The organism is Nocardia sp. NPDC050406, assembly GCF_044459025.1.
Taxonomy (GTDB): Bacteria; Actinomycetota; Actinomycetes; order Mycobacteriales; family Mycobacteriaceae; genus Nocardia.
Genome location: NZ_JBITIM010000004.1, coordinates 232,144 through 255,325 on the forward strand (window position 1 = coordinate 232,144; position 23,182 = coordinate 255,325).

A 23,182-nucleotide genomic window follows, 5' to 3' on the forward strand; every position below is an offset into this window, starting at 1 on the left:
CTAAGCAAAAGGCTAGACATTCTATGGATTTAGGAATCGAAAAGTGTCGCGACAGTCGTTCACCGTTCGGGTCGCCGTCTCGGCGTTCGCCGCTGCTGCCGCCCTGGTCCTGACGGGCTGCGGCTCGATCGTGAGCGGTACTCCGCTGGCGGCCGACAGTTCCGCGCCGACCAGCACCACCAAGTCGGCGCCCACCTCCAAGCCCGGTGGCACCAGCAAGCCCAGTAGCCCGACCACGGTGAACAAGGGCGGTTCCACCGACTTCCAGGCCAATATCGGCGACTGCGTGAAGCTCGGCGGCACCACCGACGACGCCACCATCGAGAAGGCGACCTGCGGGTCCACCGACTCCAACTACAAGGTCGTCGGCAAGGCCCGCAAGAACGATCAGTGCCCGACCGATGTCGACCAGGCGTACTACGAGACGCTCAACGGCGTCGAAACCGGTGCGCTGTGCCTGGATATCGACTGGGTCATCGGCCAGTGCATTGATCTCGGCGGCGAGGATCCGCTGCGCATCGACTGCGGCACCCAGACCGCCACCGAGGGTGTGAAGGTGCTCGGTATCGAGAAGAACACCACCAGCGTGGATTCGTGCGTCGAGGGCGACCAGGGTTACGTCTACGACGAGCGCCGCTTCGTCGTCTGCGTGACGGCGCTCTGAGGTAAAGACAACTCGTGCCCCCCGCCTGACGGTGGGGGGCACGATGCTCACTCGCTCAGCTTTTTTCGCGAGATCAGATCGGGTAGTAGCCCGAGCCGACTCCGCCGCGACCATTCAGATCCGCCATGATGGCGCTCATATTGGTGCCGACCTCCGGGCCGAAGCAGGCGATGGCCAGGTAGGCGTTCACCATGCCGACCAGGGTGCTGCCGATGACGACCGGTGCGCCGGAATCGCCTTCGACCACACACATCTGGGTCCACGTCTCGATATTGGTGCCGAAGACGTCACCCCAGGTGAGTCCGCAGGTGTTGCCGGTGGTGCGGCCTTCCTTGCAGACGATCATGGGGAACTGTGGCGGAGCGCCGAGACCGGTGATGGTGACATTGCCGATCCGATTGACCGGCGTGACGCGACCGGGATCGAATTCGATGACGGCGTAATCGAGTTCGTGGTTGGAGTACACGAACCGGCCGAGTACCCCGTATCCGCGCGCGGCTTCGGCATAGACCTGGGCGCCGGGATCACCGCAGTGTCCGGCGGTGAGACCGACCAGCCGTCCGGCCCCGTCGTGTCCGATGGTGGTGAGGGTGCACTCGAATTCGTTGTCGATCACGATTCCGGAGCCTCCACCCAGCACGGGCGGTCCGGGCTCTGCTTGCGCGGCCCCGGCTCCCGACCCGAGCAGCGCCGCGCTGAACGCGACGGCAAAGGTGGCTCGAGCCACCCCGGCGAGTTTCCTGAACATGTCCCTCCAGACGTCGGATGCCGCTCTTTCACACTGACTGTCATCTCATCCTGTCAGTATTCGGTTCTGATCGCGGCTTGTACTGCCGCATGTTGCGTACCCGTGTCCTGACGCGTTCAAGCGGACCGGTCGGAGGTTCGCCGGATGGTCCGGGATCGGCGAAACAATCCGCACACCGGCTCGATTTCGGATAAATTCTATCCAATTAATTAATGGGGGAGTGGTCGTGATTAAGTCGAGATCGGTGGATAAAAACCGGAGAACTGTAACAAGTTCTAGACAACTGCCTGGTTATTTGGGCTATCTACCAACCATGTTGTCGCTGGTCACATCAGTTCGCGGAAAGTGATCCGTCTCTATGACGGGAAGCACAACAGCGTGATGTGTTTTTCCTAACTCCGTAGTAAGGTGCGTCAAGCAACAGTCGCCGGAGGCAGGTAACCGGCGTCGAGAGGGGTAGCCAGTGGTGCAGTTGACCAAGAGTCCGGGAGGGGACGGGTCACCAACACAATCAAGACTGAACGCGGCGGCTGACTGGACCAGGAAGTACTGGGAAGACCATCCGAAGCGTTCGTTGGAGACCGGCGGTCGCATGATGGCCATGGGCGTCTCGGCGGTCGCCGAACTGTTCATCGCGATCTTCCGTCGGCGATTCCCGTTCAACGAGTTCGTCCGGCAATGCGCCTTCATGTCCAGTGTCGCGGCCGCCCCGACTCTGCTCGTCGCGATTCCCATCGGCGTCATCGTCTCCATCCAGGTCGGCTCGGTCGCCGGACAAGTCGGTGCCACCTCGTTCATCGGCGCGGCCAACGGCCTGGGCATCATCCAGCAAGGCGCGCCGCTGGTCACCTCGATCATGATCGCGGGCGCGGTCGGCTCCGCCATCACCGCCGATCTCGGCTCGCGCACCATCCGCGAGGAGATCGACGCCATGAAGGTGATGGGCGTCGACCCCATGCGTCGCCTGGTCGCCCCGCGTCTCGGCGCGGCCATGCTGGTCTCCGTATTGCTGTGCGGCTTCGTGGTTTTCGTCGGCTTCCTCACCGGCTACGTCTTCAATATCTTCGCCCAGGGCGGCACCCCCGGCTCCTACGTCGGCACCTTCTCCTCCTTCGCGGTGACACTCGATCTGTTCATCGCCCTGTTGAAATCGCTGATCTTCGGTCTGCTGGCGGCCATCATCGCCTGCGACACCGGCCTCAATACCCGTGGTGGCCCCGGCGGAGTCGCGAACTCGGTGAACACCGCGGTGGTCATGTCCGCCGTGATGCTGTTCGGCGTGAATCTGATTCTCACGCAGGTCTACAACACCCTCTTCCCCCCACAGATGGTCTGAGTCGTGTCAGCAACGTATGTTCCGCCGCTGCTGCGGCCGTTCCAAAAGATCAGGAGTTCCGGTCGCGCGCCGATCGATTTCGTCGCGCGCATCGGCCACCAGGTCTTCTTCTTCCTGCGCTCGCTCGGCTCCATGCCGCTGGCCTTCCGGCACTACCCCAAAGAGGTCTGGCGGCTGCTGTCCGATGTCACCTGGGGCAACGGCAATCTGGTCGTCGGCGGCGGCACCATCGGCGTGGTGGTCATCCTGTCGGCCTTCGGCGGTATGACCGTCGGCATCCAGGGCCACACCTCACTGAATCTGTTGGGCCTGAGCCCGATTACCGGTGCCATCTCCGCCTTCGCCACCACCCGCGAACTCGGACCGCTGCTGGCGGCGCTGGCCTTCGCGGCCCAGGCGGGGTGTCGATTCACGGCGCAGCTGGGCGCCATGCGCATCTCCGAGGAGATCGACGCGCTGGAATCGGTTGCCATTCGGCCGCTTCCGTACCTGGTGAGCACCCGCATGATCGCGGCCATGATCGCCATCGTGCCGCTGTACTGCCTGGCGCTCCCGGTCGCCTACATCTCCTGCTCGCTGACCGTGCAGCTGATCGGCGGCACCGCCGCCGGTACTTTCCAGCACTACTTCTACCAATTCCTGATTCCGCAGGACGTACTGTATTCGCTGTTGAAAGCGGTGCTGTTCGTCGCGATCACGACCTTCATCCAGTGCTACTACGGCTTCTTCGCCTCGGGTGGCCCGGAGGGCGTGGGTGTGGCGGCGGGCCGCGCGATCAAGCTCTGCATCATCGCCGTGGTATTCGCTGACCTGTTCATGACATTGGCCATCTGGGGTGTCAATCCCGGCATCCGGATCTCGGGGTAGGGGGCGAGCATGATCATCGATCCGAGTGGGCGTGGACCGACCATGCGCCAGCTGCTCATAGCCGGTGTCTGCGGTCTGATCGTCTTCGCCTTGATCCTGGGCTTCCTGATGGCCCGCTACCAGGGCTATTTCATCGACAAGGTGAATGTCACCGCCAACCTGACCACCACCGGTGACGGCCTGCCGCAGAACGCGGACGTGAAGTTCCGCGGGGTGCTGGTGGGTGCGGTGAAGGAAGTCTCGGTGGCCGCCAAGGGCGAGCTGCAAGAGGTCCACATCGAGATGAAGCCGGAGTACGTCGAAGGCATTCCGGCCAATGTGACCGCACGCGTGGTGCCCTCCAACCTGTTCGCCGTGACCTCGGTCGAATTGGTCTACAACGGAGCCGATCCCGCGAAGGCGCACCTGAAGGAGGGTTCGCAGATCGAGGAGGACCGCTCCAAGGGCACCATCGCGCTGCAGGACACCCTCACCACGGTCCGCGACATTCTCAGCAAGATCGACCCGGTCCAGTTCGGCCGCGTGCTCGGCACGCTGTCCTACGCCTTGGACGGCAGCGGGCGCATGCCCGGCTCCACCGTCGAGCGCGTGGACCGGTGGCTGCTGGCCGTCGACGAGTCCATCCCGGATCTCGGCGTGATGCTGAACGACTTCTCCGATTCGTTCCACGCGCTGAACCAGTCCGCCCCCGACCTCATGGGGGTGCTGGCCGATTCGGTCAAGACCGCGCAGACCATCTCCGATCGGCGCGCCGAACTGGCCTCGCTCATCACCGGCACCGCGGGCACCGTGGACAAGGTCAACGCCCTGTTCGCCCGCAACCCCGATGTGGGCAAGGAGGTCACGATCGGCACCAGCGCGCTCTTCGGCGCGATGTCCGACGATCCGGGCGCCATTCCGCAGGCCATCGCCAACCTGAACACCTCGATTCGGGCGCTGTCGAGCACCTTCCACTGGGGCACGCAGCAGCAGATGGTCTGGAACATGGGCCTCACCTTCACGCCGTACAAGCCGTACACGCAGGCCGACTGCCCGCGCTACGGCGAGTTGGCGGCCCCGAGCTGTGGCACCGCTCCGGCGGAGTCGAGCCCGGGCGTGCTGCCGGAATCGCTGCGGCCCAAGGCCCTCGACTCCGCGGCCGGTCTGCCGAAACTGCCGGTGCCGGAGGGCTTCCCGAGCATTCCGGGCCTCAATGCCGCCGATACCACCCAGCCGGGTGAGACCCCGCAGCCGAACCACCCGTTCGCGGGTACGCCGCTGGAGGGCCTGTTCCCGAACCTCGTTCCGGGCAGTACGCCGGTCGCTCCGGCCGCGCAGCCGTCGGATACCGTTCCGGCCTCCGCCGGTCCGATCTCCTACTCCGGCGACGCCGCCATCACGGCGCTGCTGGGCCGTAAGCCGACCATTGCCGAGTACATGCTGTTGAGCTCGATCCTGAGGGGCGGAACGTTGCAAGTGACCGAAACCGGAGGCGGCCGATGAGCATTCGCAAACCGCTGATCGGATTCAGTCTCTTCGCGGTCGTGGCGATCCTGGTGACCGCGGTCATCTGGAATACCCTCGCGCGCACCGTGGAAGGCTCCACCAATACCTACAACGCCACCTTCACCGACGTCCTCGGACTGCGGGAGGGCGACGATGTCCGCATGGCGGGCGTGCGCGTCGGCAAGGTCGAGAAGATCGAACTCGACGACCAGCACAACGCCAAGGTGACCTTCATCGTCCAGCGCGACCAGTCGTTGTACAACAACACCAAGGCCCTGGTGCGGTACCAGAACCTGATCGGTCAGCGCTACATCGCGCTGGCCCCGGGCACCGGCGGCGACACCTCGCAGCTGCGCAACAAGGGGTCGATCCCGATCGACCGGACCGAACCGTCCTTCGATATCTCGGGTCTGCTCAACGGTTTCCAGCCGCTGTTCCAGGTGCTCTCCCCCGAGCAGGTGAACAGCCTGTCGGAGACCTTCATCCAGGCTCTCCAGGGTGACGGGGTGTCCTTGAGCGCCTTCATCACCCAGGCCGCCGCGTTGGCCACCGACTTCCAGCGCCGCGACGCCATCCTCTCGGATGTGATCACCAACCTCTCCGGTGTCATGTCCGGATTGGCCAAGCGCGGTGACGAACTGGAGACCCTGGTGGCGCAGACCCGCGCCCTGATCGGCGGGCTGTACGAGCAGGGCCAGTCGCTGCAGACCTCGACGGTGCAGATCGCCGACGCCACCAGCTCGCTGGTGAACATGCTCGCCCAGATCCAGCCGAAGATCGCGCTGGCGCAGAGCTCCACCCGGGACGCGCTCACCCTGCTGCTCGCCAATGGCGAGAAGCTGGACCAAGCCGCCATCGACCTGCCCGCAATCCTGTCCGACGTCGGCAAGTTCACCCAGAACGGCACCTACGCCAACGCGTACGTGTGCTCCCTGGACGTGTCCCTGTACGGCGTGCTCTTCCCGCGCGGTCTGTTCAGCCAGATCGGCGGCAACTCCCACTCGGCGGTGTGCCGTCCATGATCGAGAAAATCAAATCCCGCTTCAATTCCAATCGCAATTTCTGGCTGGGCCTCATGGGGGCCGGTCTGATCGTGGCACTGTTGTTGGCCTCCAACGTCTATCGCCTCATCGGCGTGGGTGAGCAGAGCATCAAGACGGAGTTCGCCCAGACCGCCGGGGTGAAGGTCGGCGACAAGGTGGACGTCTCCGGTGTTCCGGTCGGCCGGGTGGCCGGTATGGAACTCGAGGGCGATCACGTGCTGATCACCTTGCAGATCAGCAACGACGTGAAGCTCGGGCCCGACGCGCGGGCGGCCATCAAGATGGCCACCCTGCTCGGCGCGCGCTACATCGACCTCGATCCGGGCGACGGCTCGGGCCTGAAGGACGACCGAATCCCCCGCTCCAATACCGACGTTCCCTACAACCTGGCCGATGTGGTGCAGGAGGGCACGCCGAAGTTCGAGGCGCTCAACACCCAGAAGCTCGCGGAATCGCTGAACGTGATCAATCAGCAGATGGGTGACACCCCGGAGCTGACCGTGCAGGCGCTGGACGCGGTGGGCGCGCTCGCCAAGACCATGAACGACCGCAAGGACGATGTCGACCAGCTGCTCAAGGATCTGGACAAGGTCACCACGATCCTGGGCGACAACCGCAACAGCGTGCTGCTGGTGATCACCCAGGGCGAGGCCATCGCCAACCGGGTGATGGAGCGCCAGACCCTGCTGAAGTCGCTGCTGGACAATATCGCCACGCTGAGCGGTCAGTTGCAGGCCATCGGCACGGAGAACGACAACCAGTTCGGTCCGACCCTGGAGCAGCTCAACACCATGGCGGAGGGCCTGCAGAAGAACAAGGACAACCTGGACCGGCTGCTGTCGATCATGCCGCCGTCGGTGCGGCAGTTCAACAATGCCCTCGGCAACGGCAATTACGGCGAAGTCGGTCTGCCGTGGCTGTTCCCGGACAACTGGCTGTGCTTCGCGCAGGTGAATCAGGGGTGCCAGTAATGACGAAGTTCGCTCGAATCGCCAAGGCGGCCTTGATCGCCGCGGCCACGCTCGCCGTGGGCAGCTGCTCGGTGGTGCCGATCGGCGTGAAGGACGCGGCGGGCCAGACCCAGCACTTCACCGCCGACTTCCTCAATATCGCGGGCATGTTCGAGGGCAACCCGATCACCGTGCTCGGCCTCGAGGTCGGCAAGGTCGACAAGATCGTGCCGAAGGGTCGGTTCGCCGAGGTGCACCTCACGGTGGACAAGGGCATCAAGATCCCGAAGAACGTCACGGCGGCGCTGATCTCCCCGTCCATCGTGACCGACCGGCACATCGAACTCACCCCGGTCTACACCGGCGGCGAAACCCTGCCGGAGAACGCGCATCTGACCACCCAGCAGACCCGGACCCCGGTCGAGCTGGACCAGATGATCAAGACCATCGACGCCTTCTCCGAAGCGCTCAAGCCGAAGGACGGGCAGGAGGGCATCGGCCCGCTGTCGGGCCGGGTGCTGTACCCGATGCTCGACGGCCAGGGCGAGAAGATGCGCGACACCCTCAACGCGCTCTCGGGTGCGTTGAAGGTCGGCGTCGACAACAAGGACGCCGTCTCCAACATCATCATCAAGCTGAACGAATTGACCACCATGCTGGCCGAGAACGACCAGTCCGTGCGCGATTTCAGCGACAAGATGACCCAGATGTCGACGCTGCTGGCGGAGCAGGCCCCCGGTCTGCAGGCCACCCTGGACCAGCTCAACGGCTTCCTCAACAACACCAGCGGCGCGTTCGCGCAGTACCAGGACCAGCTGAACGGCACCCTCACCGGTCTCACCAATGTCACCCAGCAGCTGCGTGACAATGCCACCGGCGTCATCGAGGTGGTCGACACCGCCCCGCTGCTCATGCAGAACCTGGACCGCACGGTCAACCGCCAGGGACGGTTCATCCGCCTGCACGCCGTACTCGGCACGCCACTGTCGGGCGAGATCATCAGCCTGTTCTGTGAACGCGTCCAGATGCGGGCGGACGGCTGCCGCACCGGCAAGATGGAAGATTTCGGCCCCGATTTCGGGCTCACCGCGGCAATGTTGGGACTGACACGATGAGCAACCGTTTCACCCGTGATGCCCGGCGCACCAAGCGGATTCGCCGCTCGATCGTGGCGCTGGCCGCCAGCGCCGCCACCCTGGCGGTATCCGGCTGTGGTTTCACGGTGGAGAAGCTGCCCCTGCCCAAACCCGGTGCGGGCAACGACACCTACACCGTGCACGCGGTGTTCGAGAACGCGCTGAACCTGCCCGATCAGGCCAAGGTCAAGATCGGCGGCTCCGATGTCGGCGTCGTCACCAATATCGAGACCAAGAACTTCGAAGCGCATGTGGATCTGGCCATCCGCACCGATATCGAACTCCCGGCCGACAGCACCGCCGAACTGCGCCAGGCCACCCCGCTCGGCGATGTGTTCGTGGCGGTCTCCAAGCCGAAAGCCCAATCGGGCCAACAGCTGTTGAAGGATGGCGACACCCTCAACCGTGACCACACCTCCGCGGGCGCCACGGTCGAGGAGCTGCTGCTGTCGGTGTCGCTGCTGTTCAACGGCGGCGGTATCGCGAGCCTGTCCAAGCTCACCTCCGAGCTGGATTCCATCGTCGGCGGTCGTGGCCCGCAGCTGGCCCATCTGTTGACCGAGATGACCGGTGTGACAACCAGTCTCAACGACAACAGCGCCCGGGTGGACCAGGTGCTGGCCGGATTCGGCGCACTGTCGTCGACCCTCGAGGCCAATCACAACGAACTCGGCCAGGTGGCCGATACGCTGCCGACCATGATCGGCGCGATCGCCGAGAACAACCAGGCCCTCGGCGATCTGCTCGCCCGCATCTCGACCACCAGTGCGGCGCTGGGCGATTACGCCAACACCACCTCCGGTGATCTGGCCAGTCTGCTCGACAATGTGAAGCAGCTGATGGACGCGCTGGCCCAGACCGAGCCGGATCTCGGCCCGGCGCTGGACGCCCTGCGCGATATCCGGCCCAAGGCCGACGCCTCGTTCAAGGGCAATACGCTGGCGGTGGCCGCCACGCTGTCCATGCTCGACATCGGCCTGCTCACCGATCCGGCCAACAGCAAGTTCCCGGATCTGAAGGACCTCAACGATTTCGGCGGCAGCCTCATCCAGGTGCTGCAGATCGTCTATGGCCGGATTTCGGGGGGCCACCGATGAATTGGGTGAAGCGGCACAAGAACCTGGTGTCGAACGCGGCGCTGGTGATGATCCTCGTGGTGGGCGCGTCCTACCTGGCGATCAGCGTCATGCGCGTCAATCCGCTGCGCGACAGCTACAAGGTGGCGGTCAATCTGGACCGATCCGGTGGTCTGCAGCCCGGCAACGACGTGACGCTGCGCGGCTACCGGGTCGGCAAGGTCGACACCATCGAGTTGGCCGATTCCGGCGCGGCGCTCGTCGCCACCGTCGAGATCGACACGCGCTACCAGATTCCGACCGACACCTCGGTCGCGGTGCAGGCGCTGTCCGGCGCGGGTGAGCAGTACATCGATTTCCGGCCGAACACCGATCAGGGTCCGTTCCTGGGCAATGGCTCGGTGGTGGAGTTCGATCCGGAGACGGTGCGCACCCCGACCCCGGTCTGGTCGGTGCTGGACAACTCCAGCGAACTGATCGCCCAGATCGATCCGGACAAGTTCAGCGTGATCCTCAACGAACTCGATATCGCACTCTCCGGCGGCCAGGATCAGTTGCGCGCCATGATCAATGGCATCAGCCTGGCGACGGCCGGTCTGGACGGACTGCTCCCGCAGACCACCAACCTCATCGCCAACTTGCGGACCATTACCCAGACCACTTCGCTGGCACAGCCGGACCTGGGTACGCTGACCAGTAATTCGAGTGTGTTGTTCAACCAGTTCAACGACGCGAATGCCGAACTCCAGCGGATCCTGGACCAGGCTCCCGGGCAGATGGCCACCCTCGGTGCGGTGCTCGACAAGACCGCCGACCCGATGACCAGTCTGGCCCAGAACTTCGCGGCCATCACCAAGGCGGCGCAGCTGCGTGTCCCCGCTCTGCGGGCGCTGTTCCCGTCGCTGGTGGTGGGCACCTCGGCCATGGGCGTACCCGCCCACGACGGCGAGTTCCACACGATCGTGGATATCTGGCCGCGGCCGTACTGCGAATACACGACCAAGAACGTACGACCGGATGTCGCCACCGAGAGCACCTTCCCGCGGTGGGCCGGTACCTGCCCGAACCCCCCGGCGGATCAGCAGATTCGTGGCTCGGCCAACGCGCCGCGGCCGGATGTGCCGAACAACGGCGCCAACCCGCCCGCGGACGCCGATCCGAACGAGCGGACGCTGCCGCCGGTCAAGTAGGTGATGTGCCCCGGCACGGTGGTGTGGTTCACCGCGCCGGGCATACTCGCTGACAGAACCTAGACGGTGCGTCCGCAGCGCACCGGGAAAAGTGAGATCGATTCATGTCGGACGACGCTGCCCAGGACAAGACAACCGAAGACGATTCGACCGCCAAAGCCGGGGACAGCACCGCCGACACTACGGCGCAGGCTGCGACCGCCGGAACGGACGCCGAGACCGAGGTGATCGCCAAGGGCGAGACCAAGGCCGACCTCGGCAAGAAGTCCGACGCGCCCGCGCCGAGCCTCGACAAGAAGTCGGATACGGCGGCGCAGGCCGAGGCGGAGAAGCCGAAGGCCGAGGAGCCCAAGGCGAAGGCCGCCGCGGCTCCGGCAGGTGCGTCCTCGGGTTCGAGTGGGTCGACGTCGCTGCCCATCATCGGCGCGTTCGTGGCGGGCGTGCTGCTCGTCGCCGCCATCGCGACGGGTGTGTGGTTCTTCCTGCAGAACCGCACGCACGAGAACGAGCTCAACGCCCGCGACGAGGCCAAGGCCGCAGCCTGCGAATTCGGCAAGGCCGTCTCGAATTACGACTCCAAGAACCTCGAGGACTACTTCAAGAACGTGAACTCCATGTCCACCGGACAGTGGGGTCAGTTCTTCGGCGGCGCGTCGGATGCCCTCAAGCAGGCCATGCAGAGCGTCAATGCCCGCTCCACCCTGGACGAGATCCACTGCGCCTACGAATCCGGTGACGAGGAGAAGGCCAAGGTCGTCCTGATCATCACCCAGGTGCGCTCCAATTCGGTGGTGCAGCAGCCCGATATGCTCACCGTCTCCGGCGTCGCCGACCTGGAGAAGAAGGACGGCAAGTGGCTGGTGGCCAACTTCGACTCCCCCGCGCTGAAGGGTCTGGCCCCGACCGGCGGCAGCGGTCAGCCGACCGAGCAGCCCGCGCCGACCACCGAGGCCCCGGCTCCCGGTAACTGACGATCGACAGCGAAACGCCCCCCGCCGCACAGGCGAGGGGCGTTTCTCGTATTCGGGCGTGTCGCCTCAGAAGAGGGTGAGCGCGTCCGGGTCCGGAATCTTGGTGGCCGGGCGGCGGCGCACCGGCACGGGTGCCGGGATGGCGGCGCTCAGGGCGGCGGGGTCGGCCAAGGCGGCGGGAGCGGTCGGTATCGTGCGGGCCGCGGGTTCGGCGTGCACGGGCTCCGCGTCGGTCTTGGGCCGGACGACCCGCTTGGACGCGGCGGCCTTGGGGGCCGGGACGGCCGGGATCGGCGTGGTGGGCGGTGTGGAGTCCACCGGAGCCGGGGGAATCGGATCGAGGTCCGGGTCGGGCAGCGTGCCCGCGGCGACCTTGCGGGCGGCCTCGCCCGCCAGTTTGTCGGCCATCTCGTTGAAGTAGTTGCCCACGTGCCCGCGCACCCAGCGGAATCGAACCGGTCCGGGGCGGGTGGAGATGGCCTCGTCGATGAGCCGGATGAGCTCGACATTCTTGACCGCGCCGCCGGAGGAGGTGCGCCAGCCGTTGCGCCGCCAGCCGTTGATCCACTCGGAGGCGCATTTGATGGCGTAGAGCGAATCGCTCTCGATGAGCAGAGGTTCGGAACCGGGATGGGCGCGAATGGCTTCCAGCAGCGCGCGTAGCTCGGCGATCTGATTGGTGCCGGAGGGAGCTCCGCCGCTGGCCGCGCCGTCCGCGTGATTGACCCAGGCCCACCCGATGGCGCCACCTGGGTTACGCAGGCACGATCCGTCGGTGCTCACGATGATCATGCTTGGCACCCTACGCAATCCGGCCGACAAGATCCGTTCCGTGGAATTCCTCTATCTCCCTTCGCAATTGCGATTCGGTCCGTCGCACCGCCGATTGTACGGCGGGATGGAGCATTCGTGAGCACAGGCGACCCAGTAGACCGGGCGGTTCGAAGTACTCGGCTTCGGACGTGACCACGGAACGACCGTAGCCGAGTGGGTCGAAGCGCAGGGAGATGACCGCGAGTAGTCGGGAGTTCGCAGGCGTCGTCTTCCCCAGCCGACGCCTGCGGAGCGTGTATTCGATGACCCCGTTGCGGCGGTACTCGGTGATCTCACACTCGACCGTGGGATGCCACAGGCCCACTCGCAGTCGGCATGCGAAGATCGCTCCCGAACCGTGGTCGGTGTCTCCGACGGGTTCGAAGGCGGCGACGAGGAAAGCCCAGTCCGGTACGAACTCATGGGTGTCGGTGTACCTGAACGCGACCTCCACGGGCGCTCCGACGTCGCTCGCGAGTTTGATATGGCCCATAGGTGCTCCCTGTCCCACGGCTGCGCTAAAAGTACTACATTCATCCTCTTTATTGCAGGGTTACCCGTGGATAACTTGCGATGGCACAGCCGGTTCGCTGGCATATTGCGGAATTCATGAATGTGGTCAAATGTCCAATTCATTCACGATGTAATCGGCGATGGGCAGCGCCGAGGTGGCCGCCGGGGAGGGCGCGTTGAGGACGTGCACCGAGCGCGGCGTGCGCTCGAGCAGGAAGTCGTGCACGAGCCTACCGTCGCGCAGCACCGCCTGGGCGCGGATACCCGCCTCGCGCGGCAGCAGATCCGCGAGCGTGAGTTCCGGGCAGTAGCGCCGACATTCGGCGAGGTAGCCGCGCTTGAACAGCGAATTGCGCAGCTCCCGTAGGCCGGTGCGGGTATTGGTGGCCGCGACCCGGTGAAAACCGCGGAACCCCAGGATCTCTCGCAGGTCGCGCAGATCGACACTGCCCTTGCGGTAGCCCTCCCGCGCCAGTCCCAGCACGGCATTGGGGCCCACGGTCAGCTCACCGTCGATGGTCGGGCTCAAATGCACGCCCAGGAACGGCAATTCGGGATCCGGTATGGGATAGATGAGCGTGCGGACCAGATCCTCGCGACTGGGCGGCAGCTGATAGTACTCACCCCGGAACGGCACGATGCGCAGGTCGATGTCGAGTCCGGCCAGCCGCGCCAGCCGATCCGATTGCAGGCCGCCGCACACCACCAGGCGTCGCGCCCGCCACGAGCCGCTCGGACCGGAAACCGTTACCGCGTCCTCGGTTTCGGCGAGCGCGGTGATCTCGGTGGACAGCCGAATCTCCCCGCCCGCCTCGCGCACTTGCCGCGCCAGCTCCTCGGTCACCCGCGTGTAGTCGATGATTCCGGTGTCGGGCACGAACAGCGCGCCGACACCGGTCACGCGGGGTTCGCGCCGCACCAGTTCGGCGGCGTCGAGCAGCTCCACCTCGACCCCATTGGTCACCGAACGCTCGTACAGCGCCAGCATGCGCGCGTGCTCGGCGGAATTCGTTGCCACCAGCAGCTTTCCACAGGTCCGGAAGGGGATGTGGTGCTCGGCCGCGAATTCCTTGGTGCGCCGCGCGCCTTCCCGGCACAGCCGCGCCTTGAGACTGCCGGGCTCGTAATAGATTCCGGAGTGGATGACGCCGCTGTTGTGCCCGGTCTGATGCCGCGCCAGCGTGCTCGCCTTCTCCACCAGCAGCAGACTCGCGCCGGGACGGCGGGACAGTATCCGGTGCGCCGTGGCCACACCCACGATCCCGCCGCCGATCACGCAGTAGTCGTACACGGGTGGAAGTGTCACACAGCGGTGGTGTCGCCGAGGTCGTGCGGCGCGGCGTGCCGGTCGAGCGGAAGGCGGGGCGGTGCGATCCGCGGGTTCGACTCGGCGCGTTCCGACGCCACCGCCGCATCGGCGATGGCGGTGACGATCTCGTCACGCACACTTGTCGAATCACCGCCGGTGGCCGAATGTTCGGGCACCGCCGCCTGTTCGGGTTCGATCACGCATTCGGGTGCCGGTTCCTCGGCGACCGGTGTCGTGGTCGTCTCGTGAACCGTCGACTGGTCCGCGGCCTGCGCGGGCTCGGTGCGGGCGGGCGCCGGATGGCGGGCCACCCGCACGTCGACCTTCCCCAATGCCGTATCGGAGACGACGACGGTCACCTCACCGCGCTTGGTGTCGAATTCGGTGTGTAGCTGGGTGTTTCCGGCCGGTCCGATGCCGAGTCGCTCGCGCGCCCCGGTGGGCAGCACGATATCGAAGGCCGTGCCGACCATATTGGTGTCCAGCGTGATGGACAGCGAATTGCGTTGTACCGGAACCACTTGCGCGCCGAGGTAGGCATTGCCGACCCGCACCCGCCCGGCGAGTCCGGGCGAGTTCGACGACTGCTGCGCCGCCTCCGGCGAGGTGGGCAGCCCGGTCACCACGACCGTCGATTCCCGGGGGAGGTCGTGCAAGGTGGTGAATACCGAAGCCAGACCGATGTTCTCGGCTATCGGCGCGAGTGCGCGGTAGGTGGGCAGCTCACCGGGCGTTCCGGTATTCCAGGTGGGCCGATTCGGCGCGGGCGGCGCCGCGAGGCTGGCGTCGGGCCGCTGTGCCCCCGCCATTTCGTGCACGATGTAGGTGCCCGCGGCGACGGTGAGGCCGATACTGGCCATACCCGCGCCGACGACGGCGGTGTGTCGGAGAATCTGTGCGGCGCGCCGAGTCCTTCGGGCGGGCGCGCTCCGCGTCGCGGAATGCTGCGACATCTGGTGCGGTCCTTTCCCTCTCCCCTCGTCCCCTGCTCCCCCTGCGGCGGACGACCCGCACCATTGAAAGTCGTACGCGCGTCCAGGTTACGGTGCCGCGCGGTTACACACGTCCGCCGTGAGAGCAGGATCACAGCTCGGCAAACCGAGGCATCGTCGGGTTTCCGCGCCTTGAAGACGGGGTAAATATTCCGGTAGCTGGCGAGCGCCATTTTCGACTGCCATCGAAGACCTCCGGCCAACGGCGTCCGGTCGGCACCAGGCACGGCGCATCCACGGTGGCGCTCGCCCGCTCCCGTTCAGGTCGGAGGTCGGGATCGAGCGGCAGGTCAGGCGAACTGGCCTGCCGCTCTTCCTGTTCCGGGGGGACCCGCGAAAGCCTGTGCGATACCGAGCCATTCGGCCGCGTCGTCACCGACGGAATGCAGGGCCAGGTCATCGATATGGCGGCGCTGGGTGACCAGTTGGCAGAAATCCAGTGCGGGCCCGGTGACCCGCTGCGCGGCGTCCTCCGGCCCCCACGTCCACAGACTGCCGTCGGGCGCGGTGAGTTCGATGCGGAATTCCTCGGCGGGCGCGGTGCGGCCGTGCACCGTGTAGGCGAAATTCCGGGTGCGCACACCCAGGTGCGCGATATTGCGAATACGTGCGGTCGGGGCGCGGTCCACCCCGAGGGCGTCGGCCACATCCTGTCCGTGCGCCCAGGTCTCCATGAGACGTGCGGTGACCATGGAGGCCGGGCTCATGGGCGGCCCGAACCACGGAAGTTTGGTTCCGGCAGGCACTTCGCGTAGGGCGTTCACCAAAGCGGCCCGCCCCGAACGCCATTCGGCCAGCAGGCGCGGCGCCGGTGTGGCGGCTTTGGCCTCGGCGGCCTCGTCGACGAAGGTCAGCGCCTTCGGCGCGGCCGCCTCCACCTGGCGCGCGAAGGCGGCGGTATCGGTGGCCGCCAGCAGCGCGACCTCGTCGGTCCAGGCGAGATGGGCGATCTGATGGGCGATGCTCCAGCCGGGCGCGGGGGTCTGCCGCTGCCACTGCGCGGGTTCGAGGTCGGCGACCAAGCGGTCCAAGTCCTCGCATTCGGCGGTGAAATCGCCGAGCAGCGCCTCGAGATCGGCCATCGCGGTCCCCTGTCACTAAAGGAGCGGCACGCACGCCGTTGTGCGCGCCGTTGCCTCGGCCAGCATCGCAGCGGGTCCACAAAAATGCAAGCGTGCGTGCTTGTATTTCCGGGTCGCGGCCCGGCTACCAGCCGAAAAGGATCAGGTGAATGGCTCCGACGCCGAGACCGAGCACCGCGCCGTGCAGGTACAGCAGCCACGCGTCCTGCTCGACGGAGGCGTAGAACATCTCCATGAACTCGCCCGGGGTGAGCTGCTGGAGCTTCCGCGCCGCGAATTCGTCGATCTTCTTGGCCTGTTCGGCCGCGAAGGCCTCGTCCTCGACCAGGCTCGGGGCCAGGCCCACCGCCGCGCCGACGGCTCCGACCTTCAGATTGTCGAACTGCCGCTTGCCGAAGGCCGCGCGCACCACCGCCTTGGTGGGGCCGAGCTGACGGTGAATGGATTCGGAGATGAGCCGCTCCAGCAGCTGCCGGGTCTTGTCGCCGTTGGGGCCCTCCAGCAGTTCGGTGGCCAGATTCGGCAGCGTCAGCACCTGGTAGGCCAGGATGTGCGCCAGATCCTGGGCCGCCTCGGGCTGGCGCTTGGCCAGCAGTGCCTGCTTCCACAGGTACTTGTAGCGCGGCTGCGGATCGCCCGGCTCGAACACCATCTTGATGGCGATGACATTGACGATGACGCCGATGGCGGCGGCCGCGGCCAGGATCACGAACCAGCCCGGCAGCCATCCGACGACCGGAATGTCCTTGTGCACATGCATGTACAGCGCCAACAGCACGCCGAAGGGTCCGCCGAGCAGGCCGACGCGCACCATGAACTTGAGCTCCGGCGCGGCGATGGTGGTGGTCAGGTCCTTGAGGATGTACGGGTTGTCCCGCAGGTACCGGATGACGAAATCCTTGATGTCGATGAGCTGGTCGACATTGTCACCGAGGTGTTCGAAGGAGCGCCGGGCCAGTAGCGGCAGCTCGCGCTCCACGCGCTGGTAGATGATCTGCTTGACCGCGCGCGGCACGCTGCCCCACAGATCCGGGTTCTCGCGGTACATGATGTCGTCGACGATGGTCTGCACCTGTCGCCGCGCGACCTCGGCGATGTAGTCGGCGATGCCGTCGAGATCGAGTTCGTGGATGAAGTCGCGGGGACTGCCGATGCGCATGAGCGCTTTGTCCACACAGATACTGGCCATCTTCTCGGCGCGCGCGGGTATGAAGCCCTGGAAGCCGAGCTGCTTACCGTCCGGGGAGAAGACGGGCAGCACCTGGACTCGGCGCGGGAGATACGGATAGAGGATGTCCAGGCCCGGGATCCGGAAGCCCTTGAAGTACACCGGCCAGAACAGCATGAGCACGCCGGTCCAGTTGGTGAGCCAACCGGCGATGGCGCTGAAGAGGGGAAAACTCACCAGATCGACGACGAGTTGCGGCTGGCCGGTGAGCTGCTCCCAATCGATGAAGAGCCCCGAGGCCAGTAATGTCATCGCGGCGTCCCCCTACGGTGCCCGGTGGTGAGAAATAGTGCGCATAACACTCTCACCGGTGCCGGGTGCTGTCAAAAGGGTCGGCTTCGGTTTTTCTTCGCTTGTCCTGCGAGGTTGTCGGCGAGCGGCAATGCTGGTCAACCGACCAAGAGAATTGTGAGGGGAACGGGATGAGTGTGGATCGCCGCGGTTTTCTCGCCGGAGCCACCGCCGCCGCGGGAATCGCCGGAGCGGCCGCGTGGCCGGGCGGCGCGACGGCGCGGGCAGAGGGCGTCGCCAAGGCCGCCTTCCCCACCGACTCCGCGCTGCGCGTGCTGGTCACCGGTGACGCGGGCACCGGCGCGCGCCCACAGTGGCAGGTCGCCGACGCCGCCCGCGCGCTGCATGCCCGCGCACCCTTCTCCCTGGCTCTCGGCCTCGGCGACAATGTCTACGAGTCCGGCCCGTGGGCCGATGACGATGCCCAGTTCGCGGCGAAGTTCGAGGATCCCAATCACGGCCTCGACTTCCCGTGGCTCATGGTCCAGGGCAATCACGACAACAGTTCGGTCCTGCCCGGCGACGGCGGCTGGCTGCTGCGCGGCGATCACGAGGTGGCCTATCACGGTCGGTCGGCGCGCTGGTACATGCCCGCGCGCTACTACTCCGTGCGGGTGCCGCGAGAGCGGCCGATCGTCGAATTCTTCGTGCTGGACCTGAATCCGATCGCGGCCTACCTCCCGCCGCTGTTCGCGCCGTACTGGGCGGCGGACGGGCAGTTCATGAGCGAGCAGGCCGCGTGGCTGGACCGCGCCCTCGCCGAGTCACCGGCCACGTGGAAGATCGCCTGCACCCATCACCCGTACCGCAACAACGGGCCGCACGGGAACGCTGGCAATTACGAGGGCCTGAATATCGAGCCCATCAACGGGATTCACGTGAAACGGTTCTTCGAGGACCACGTGTTGGGCCGCTGCCAGTTCGTGCTCTCCGGCCACGACCACTCGCTCCAGGTGCTGGAGCCGGATGTCGACTGCAAGGGCACCCGCCAGCTCATCTCCGGCGCGGCCGCCAAATCGGTCTCCGGCGAACACGCTCGGGGCCAGGCTCCAACTCCGGCCCTGTACGAGAACTACCGCGATCTGGGCTTCATGGTGCTGGACCTGACGCCGAGCGCGGTCGAGGTGGGCGTGGTCACGGTCGATCTGGCCAGTGGCGCGCACACCACCGCCTTCCAGCGTCGACTGGCCTAGGGCTTCCAGACGACTAGGGCTTCAAGACGATTCGAATGGGGTTGCCCTCCTTGGCCTCCAGCGCGTGCACGGCCTTGGCGGCATCGGCGAGCGGCACCACCGCGCTGACCGAGCGCGAGAAGTCGACGCGGCCCAGCGCGTGCAGCCGCACCAATTGCGCGACATGCTCGGGCTGCGACCCGTAGTGCCCGCGCAACTGCTGTTGGAAGAAGCTGAACGCGGTGCCGCCGGTGATCGTGATCGGCTTGTCGGTGAGGCCGACCAGCACCAGACGCCCTTGCGGCGCAAGGCAGGTCACGGCCTGTTCGCGCACCGCGGCCACCCCCGCGAAGTCGAAGGCCGTCGCCAGCCCGGTCCCGCTGGCGGTCCAGATCTTTTGTCGCAGATCGGGATCGGCCGGATCGAAGGCGAAGTCCGCACCGAGTTCGAGCGCGCGTTCCCGGGCGGCGGGTAGCGGATCGACGGCCACGATCGGCGCCGCTCCGATCACGCGCAACAGCTGTACGGCATGCGCCCCGAGACCGCCCACACCCCAAACGCCCACGGGTTCGGCCGGTTTCACCTCGGCGGTGGCGGTGATGGCCGCCCACGGCGTGGACACCGCGTCGGGAATGAAGCAGGCCTGTTCGAAGGGCAGTTCGTCGGGAATCGGCACCAGGGTGTCGATGCGGGCGAGGGTGTACTCGGCCCAGCCGCCGTCGTAGTCGACGCCGCGGGTGAAGACCGCCGCACCGCGAAGTTCCCCGGCCTGCAACAACACTCGGTCGCCGACCTGCGCGGTGGCGACGCCCGGGCCGAGCGCGTGCACGGTGCCCGCCACCTCGTGGCCGAGAGTCACCACGTCACCGCTCAGGAACAGCGGGGTCAGGGTGCCGTCGATGAGGTGGACGTCGGAGAGGCAGACCCCGGCGGCTTCGACCTTGATCAGGACCTGATCCGGTCCGGGCTCGGGTATCGGCACCTCGTCGAGTTCGAGTCGTCGTTGTGGTCCCAGATGCAGTCGCGCGGCCAGCATGGTCATCGGCTCCTCCCGGCGGGGCGGTCTCTCCCGTCGGCCTCATGCTAGGCCGCGCCGCACCAGCGCGGCGGGTTTCTCGAGTTCTGGGATTCCGGTGAGTTATCTCATGAATTTCGCCGCGCGGGACGGGTGCTGAATTCACCGCCGAATTCGAGGACCACCAGCGAATTCGCCGGTGCGACATCGTGGTTTCGGTTAATGCGAATTAGCTATTGTTTCCCGCTGCCGCTACTGATCTGCGTGTTTACCTTCCTGTTACCTGGTCTACCGTTTAACTCCAGCAGCTGTGACCTCACATATCGGGCATTCGGCTTTCGAGCTGTCGAAATGCGGAGAGAAAGGCTGGAGAATAGATGCGAATTGGCATGGCGCTGCGTACGGCAGCGCTGACCGTGGCGGCCGCGGTCGGCCTCGGACTCGCGGCGGCGGCCCCGGCGGGCGCGACCACCGATCTCGACCGCTACCTGGATCTGCCACTGGTCAATCGCGATGCGGCGAGCGCCCCGGGCGGGGTGAATCCCGAATTGCCCTATGACGCGGCGCGCTTGCGCGATCTCCTGGACCAGGCCCGGCGCGAGGGCGTGGCCCCGACCCGCTATGCCGCACTGCTGTACCAGTATTGGCTGGTCGACGCGACGAACAAGGCGGGTATCGACCTGAAGTCGTGGAATCCGCGCGCGGGCGTGGCGGCCAACCGCGACAACCTCGTCAAGTCCTACCGCTTCTACGAGAACCTCCAGCTCGCACATCGCGAATTGCGTTGGGCCGGAATGGGTGGCCAGGTCGGAGCCGATTTCGGCGGCGGGCTCATCGATTTCGAACTGCTGGGCAATGTCTACGATCTGCCGGGTATTTCCGAGGCCGCGCGGACGGTATTGGGTGCGGTGCACCAGGCGGCGGGACCGCAGGCGGTCGCCATGCTGCCCAAGGGTTTGTCCGCGCTCGCCGAAGCGGGTCCGAATATCACCCCGGAGGATCTGAACTACATCAACGGGATGATCCTGGTGATGCAGAAGAACATCTTCTCCGACCTCATGCCGATGCATGACGCCTATGTCACGGAAGGGCTTTCGGCGCTGGAGGAGTTCGAGGACGCCGGATTGTTCGGCCCGGATCTGATGAACGCCTGGCGCGATGTCGCCTCCGGTGACGGCGATCGGATCGCCGAGGGCAATCGCGCGCTGCTGCGGCGCGAACAGGAGTGGGCCGTGAGCGCGCAGTGGGATCAGGTGCGCGGTTACAAGGGCAGTGTCGGCGAAGCCATCACCTATCTCAGCGGTGCGGCCGGTTCGCCGTCGGTGGCCGGGGTGGTGCCGCCGCGCGAATTCCATCCGGTGCGCATCCCGGTCACCATGGCCGACGGCCGCCCGGGGCAGCTCACCCTGCCGCTGCCGGACTGGAATTGGTCGGTCCTGGACTCGCGGTGGGACTACATCACCTCCGAACTGCTGCCCAAGTACAACTTCCAGGTCGAATCCAATTGGCCCGCACTGGAATCCGCGATGAAGGTGCCCTACGAGGCGCAAATGGAGACGCACCGCCCACTGCTCAATATCCCGCAGCTGCTGACCTCGGCGGCGGGCGAGCTCCGGGTGACACCGATCGAGCGGGAGAGCTGAGATGAGACGAATTGCCCAGCGGCTCTCGGTATCCGTCGCGACGCTGGCGCTCGCGGCCGCCGGGACCGGCGTCGCCACCGCCGAGGAGGTGCCGCCCTCGACCCCCGGCCCGGAGCGGATCTTCAACGGCTTCACCCTCGCCAGCCTCGAGGGCGCGACGCAGCCCTCGGCGCAGGAGGCCTTCGAGGCCCTCATGGCCGACGACCCGTTCTACGAGGAGCCGCCGCTGACCGGCTCCGAAAAGCCCGGCGACATACTGAAATCCAAGAAGGTCAAGGTGATCTTCAGCGGCGTGACCCCGAACAATGTCGAGGGTTACAAGCTCATGTACGTCACCACCGGCAATGACGGCAAACCGTTCATCAGCACCGGCATCCTGCTGATGCCCGTGGACGGCAAGCCGAACGACCAGCGGCATGTGATCGGCTATCAGGAGGCCAACGACAGCGTCGGCTGGAACTGCCACCCGAGCACCCAGTGGACCGGCGGCGCACCGCTGGACGGCGCGTCCTGGTCGGCGCTGGGGCCGCTGGCCATGATGTTCGACAAGGGCTATGCCGTCATGATCTCCGATGTCGGCAACGACGCGGACAAGAAACCGCACGGGGTGTTCGCGGGCAAGTTCGGCGCGCATGCCCAACTCGACGGTGTGCGTGCGGCTCTCGGCCTCGAGGACGCCGGACTGAATCCGAAGGCCCAGGTGGCGCTGTTCGGAATCGCCGGTGGCGGTGTGGGTTCCGCCTTCGCCACCGAAATGGCGTCGGAGTACGCGCCCGAACTCGATATCAAATCCACCGTGCTGGAGGGCATGGTGGTGAAGCCGCGCAATTTCATGCGCGTCGCGGACGGCTCGATCGGCTCCGGATTCGCGTTCGCGACCCTGCTCGGACTGGAGCCCTGGTACCCCGAGATGGCGGTCGACGCCAAGGCCAACCCGGCGGGCCGGGCGCTGGCCGACGTCTTCCGCACCCAGTGCCAGGTGCCCGCGTACTTCGGAACGCCTTATGTCCCACTGCGTTCGCTGTTCACCTCGGGTCTGAGCCCGGCCGACGAACCGGCCTTCCAGCGAGCCTTCGACGACAACGAACTGGGTCGCTCCGGTACGCCGCGGGGCAAGGTCATCATCGCCTCCTGTGCCAAGGACGATTCGCCCATGTCGCTGGTCCCGGCCCAGGATGCCAGGGAACTCGCGGATACCTATCGGTCACAGGGTGCCGACGTGAGTTATCAGCCCACCGACTGCGGTATGGACCGGTTCATTACCGACCTGTACGGCTGGGGCACCGACCTTTTCGGCATGCAGACCATCGATCAGCTCGACAGCTACTTCAGCTGACAATCGGAAAAGGACTCTCGCACATGGCAATTCTGTACGGCGTGGAATATCTGCTGACCTTCGGCTCGCTCGCGGTCTGGAAGCTCGTCGGCCAGGCCTTCGGACTGTAATCGCCGGAAGGAGGTCGGGCCTCGTCGCCCGGCCTCCCCCGGTGGTGCCGGTGGGTGGGATCGAGGACGGCGCGGTTGGGCACGGACCCGTCCCCCTCGTCCCATCCGACCGACTCGACGCGCTCTCGTGGACGGACCGGCGCGGTGGCCGTCGCGAAGTCACGCGTCATAGGAGCATTGTGGACCCTGCGCGGCCGCCTGTCCGGCAAACG

General features: G+C 66.0%; 20 protein-coding genes and 1 pseudogene. 13 read left to right on the forward strand and 8 right to left on the reverse strand.

Annotation, left to right across the window (positions count from 1 at the left end; genetic code table 11):
* Positions 1-43 precede the first annotated feature (43 nt).
* Entirely contained in the window at positions 44-664 is a 621-nt protein-coding gene (locus tag ACIBH2_RS29800; protein ID WP_397123492.1) for a hypothetical protein, read from the forward strand.
* 73 nt (positions 665-737) lie between these two features.
* On the opposite strand, the gene ACIBH2_RS29805 is transcribed toward ACIBH2_RS29800, so the two are convergent.
* The gene (locus ACIBH2_RS29805) at positions 738-1,412 is read right to left on the reverse strand and encodes a S1 family peptidase (protein WP_397123494.1); all 675 of its coding nucleotides are present in this window, start codon (positions 1,410-1,412) and stop codon (positions 738-740) included.
* Between the two features lie 466 nt (positions 1,413-1,878).
* Here ACIBH2_RS29805 and ACIBH2_RS29810 point away from each other — a divergent pair, with 466 nt between their 5' ends.
* The 9 genes from ACIBH2_RS29810 (at position 1,879) to ACIBH2_RS29850 (ending at position 11,466) form a co-directional block, all read left to right on the forward strand.
* Entirely contained in the window at positions 1,879-2,748 is an 870-nt protein-coding gene (locus tag ACIBH2_RS29810; protein ID WP_397124253.1) for an MlaE family ABC transporter permease, read from the forward strand.
* A gap of 3 nt (positions 2,749-2,751) precedes the next feature.
* Positions 2,752-3,615, forward strand: a complete 864-nt coding sequence (locus tag ACIBH2_RS29815; RefSeq protein ID WP_397123496.1) for an MlaE family ABC transporter permease — start codon at positions 2,752-2,754, stop codon at positions 3,613-3,615.
* Positions 3,616-3,624: 9 nt separating this feature from the next.
* Positions 3,625-5,097, forward strand: coding sequence for an MCE family protein (locus ACIBH2_RS29820; RefSeq protein ID WP_397123498.1), 1,473 nt, complete (start codon positions 3,625-3,627; stop codon positions 5,095-5,097).
* Positions 5,094-6,122 carry an MCE family protein gene (locus ACIBH2_RS29825; RefSeq protein ID WP_397123500.1) on the forward strand — a complete coding sequence of 343 codons (1,029 nt, stop codon included), beginning with the start codon at positions 5,094-5,096 and terminating at the stop codon, positions 6,120-6,122. The genes ACIBH2_RS29820 and ACIBH2_RS29825 overlap by 4 nt, the downstream gene beginning before the upstream one ends.
* On the forward strand, positions 6,119-7,114 hold the full coding sequence (locus tag ACIBH2_RS29830) for an MCE family protein (RefSeq protein WP_397123502.1): 996 nt from the start codon (positions 6,119-6,121) through the stop codon (positions 7,112-7,114). Before ACIBH2_RS29825 ends, ACIBH2_RS29830 begins: the two co-directional genes overlap by 4 nt.
* Complete coding sequence (locus ACIBH2_RS29835; RefSeq protein ID WP_397123504.1) at positions 7,114-8,208, forward strand: MCE family protein; 1,095 nt, start codon at positions 7,114-7,116, stop codon at positions 8,206-8,208. The genes ACIBH2_RS29830 and ACIBH2_RS29835 overlap by 1 nt, the downstream gene beginning before the upstream one ends.
* Positions 8,205-9,326 carry an MCE family protein gene (locus tag ACIBH2_RS29840; RefSeq protein ID WP_397123506.1) on the forward strand — a complete coding sequence of 374 codons (1,122 nt, stop codon included), beginning with the start codon at positions 8,205-8,207 and terminating at the stop codon, positions 9,324-9,326. The genes ACIBH2_RS29835 and ACIBH2_RS29840 overlap by 4 nt, the downstream gene beginning before the upstream one ends.
* On the forward strand, positions 9,323-10,495 hold the full coding sequence (locus ACIBH2_RS29845; protein WP_397123508.1) for an MlaD family protein: 1,173 nt from the start codon (positions 9,323-9,325) through the stop codon (positions 10,493-10,495). Before ACIBH2_RS29840 ends, ACIBH2_RS29845 begins: the two co-directional genes overlap by 4 nt.
* 104 nt (positions 10,496-10,599) lie before the next feature.
* On the forward strand, positions 10,600-11,466 hold the full coding sequence (locus ACIBH2_RS29850; RefSeq protein ID WP_397123510.1) for a hypothetical protein: 867 nt from the start codon (positions 10,600-10,602) through the stop codon (positions 11,464-11,466).
* A gap of 270 nt (positions 11,467-11,736) precedes the next feature.
* Here the strand turns inward: ACIBH2_RS29850 and ACIBH2_RS29855 are convergent.
* The 6 genes and pseudogenes from ACIBH2_RS29855 to ACIBH2_RS29880 form a co-directional block, all read right to left on the reverse strand.
* Positions 11,737-12,258, reverse strand: a pseudogene (locus ACIBH2_RS29855) (ribonuclease H); the annotation flags it as partial.
* Positions 12,259-12,268: 10 nt separating this feature from the next.
* On the reverse strand, positions 12,269-12,772 hold the full coding sequence (locus ACIBH2_RS29860) for an SRPBCC family protein (protein ID WP_397123512.1): 504 nt from the start codon (positions 12,770-12,772) through the stop codon (positions 12,269-12,271).
* Between the two features lie 126 nt (positions 12,773-12,898).
* Positions 12,899-14,098, reverse strand: coding sequence for an L-2-hydroxyglutarate oxidase (lhgO, locus tag ACIBH2_RS29865; RefSeq protein ID WP_397123514.1), 1,200 nt, complete (start codon positions 14,096-14,098; stop codon positions 12,899-12,901).
* Positions 14,095-15,054: a hypothetical protein gene (locus ACIBH2_RS29870; protein WP_397123516.1), complete on the reverse strand. Its 960-nt coding sequence runs from the start codon at positions 15,052-15,054 to the stop codon at positions 14,095-14,097. Before ACIBH2_RS29870 ends, lhgO begins: the two co-directional genes overlap by 4 nt.
* A gap of 329 nt (positions 15,055-15,383) precedes the next feature.
* Positions 15,384-16,175 (reverse strand): TIGR03084 family metal-binding protein, encoded by a 792-nt coding sequence (locus ACIBH2_RS29875; RefSeq protein WP_397123518.1) that lies wholly within the window; start codon positions 16,173-16,175, stop codon positions 15,384-15,386.
* A gap of 124 nt (positions 16,176-16,299) precedes the next feature.
* Positions 16,300-17,655, reverse strand: coding sequence for a hypothetical protein (locus ACIBH2_RS29880; protein WP_397123520.1), 1,356 nt, complete (start codon positions 17,653-17,655; stop codon positions 16,300-16,302).
* A gap of 170 nt (positions 17,656-17,825) precedes the next feature.
* Here ACIBH2_RS29880 and ACIBH2_RS29885 point away from each other — a divergent pair, with 170 nt between their 5' ends.
* On the forward strand, positions 17,826-18,887 hold the full coding sequence (locus tag ACIBH2_RS29885; protein WP_397123522.1) for a metallophosphoesterase: 1,062 nt from the start codon (positions 17,826-17,828) through the stop codon (positions 18,885-18,887).
* 13 nt (positions 18,888-18,900) lie between these two features.
* Here the strand turns inward: ACIBH2_RS29885 and ACIBH2_RS29890 are convergent, their stop codons facing one another.
* Positions 18,901-19,908, reverse strand: coding sequence for a zinc-binding dehydrogenase (locus tag ACIBH2_RS29890; protein WP_397123524.1), 1,008 nt, complete (start codon positions 19,906-19,908; stop codon positions 18,901-18,903).
* Positions 19,909-20,258: 350 nt separating this feature from the next.
* On the opposite strand from ACIBH2_RS29890, the gene ACIBH2_RS29895 reads away from it, so the two are divergent.
* Positions 20,259-21,524, forward strand: a complete 1,266-nt coding sequence (locus tag ACIBH2_RS29895) for a hypothetical protein (protein WP_397123526.1) — start codon at positions 20,259-20,261, stop codon at positions 21,522-21,524.
* A gap of 1 nt (position 21,525) precedes the next feature.
* Complete coding sequence (locus ACIBH2_RS29900; protein WP_397123528.1) at positions 21,526-22,860, forward strand: lipase family protein; 1,335 nt, start codon at positions 21,526-21,528, stop codon at positions 22,858-22,860.
* Positions 22,861-23,182 lie beyond the last annotated feature (322 nt).

Bases quoted from the DNA above. Each gene is read 5' to 3' on its own strand.
- ACIBH2_RS29860 (WP_397123512.1), bottom strand. From the start codon at position 12,772: ATGGGCCATATCAAACTCGCGAGCGACGTCGGAGCGCCCGTGGAGGTC.
- ACIBH2_RS29835 (WP_397123504.1), top strand. From the start codon at position 7,114: ATGACGAAGTTCGCTCGAATCGCCAAGGCGGCCTTGATCGCCGCGGCC.
- ACIBH2_RS29840 (WP_397123506.1), top strand. From the start codon at position 8,205: ATGAGCAACCGTTTCACCCGTGATGCCCGGCGCACCAAGCGGATTCGC.
- ACIBH2_RS29870 (WP_397123516.1), bottom strand. From the start codon at position 15,054: ATGTCGCAGCATTCCGCGACGCGGAGCGCGCCCGCCCGAAGGACTCGG.
- ACIBH2_RS29820 (WP_397123498.1), top strand. From the start codon at position 3,625: ATGATCATCGATCCGAGTGGGCGTGGACCGACCATGCGCCAGCTGCTC.
- ACIBH2_RS29805 (WP_397123494.1), bottom strand. From the start codon at position 1,412: ATGTTCAGGAAACTCGCCGGGGTGGCTCGAGCCACCTTTGCCGTCGCG.
- ACIBH2_RS29825 (WP_397123500.1), top strand. From the start codon at position 5,094: ATGAGCATTCGCAAACCGCTGATCGGATTCAGTCTCTTCGCGGTCGTG.
- ACIBH2_RS29890 (WP_397123524.1), bottom strand. From the start codon at position 19,908: ATGACCATGCTGGCCGCGCGACTGCATCTGGGACCACAACGACGACTC.
- ACIBH2_RS29895 (WP_397123526.1), top strand. From the start codon at position 20,259: ATGCGAATTGGCATGGCGCTGCGTACGGCAGCGCTGACCGTGGCGGCC.
- ACIBH2_RS29880 (WP_397123520.1), bottom strand. From the start codon at position 17,655: ATGACATTACTGGCCTCGGGGCTCTTCATCGATTGGGAGCAGCTCACC.
- ACIBH2_RS29830 (WP_397123502.1), top strand. From the start codon at position 6,119: ATGATCGAGAAAATCAAATCCCGCTTCAATTCCAATCGCAATTTCTGG.
- ACIBH2_RS29850 (WP_397123510.1), top strand. From the start codon at position 10,600: ATGTCGGACGACGCTGCCCAGGACAAGACAACCGAAGACGATTCGACC.
- ACIBH2_RS29845 (WP_397123508.1), top strand. From the start codon at position 9,323: ATGAATTGGGTGAAGCGGCACAAGAACCTGGTGTCGAACGCGGCGCTG.
- ACIBH2_RS29900 (WP_397123528.1), top strand. From the start codon at position 21,526: ATGAGACGAATTGCCCAGCGGCTCTCGGTATCCGTCGCGACGCTGGCG.
- ACIBH2_RS29885 (WP_397123522.1), top strand. From the start codon at position 17,826: ATGAGTGTGGATCGCCGCGGTTTTCTCGCCGGAGCCACCGCCGCCGCG.
- ACIBH2_RS29875 (WP_397123518.1), bottom strand. From the start codon at position 16,175: ATGGCCGATCTCGAGGCGCTGCTCGGCGATTTCACCGCCGAATGCGAG.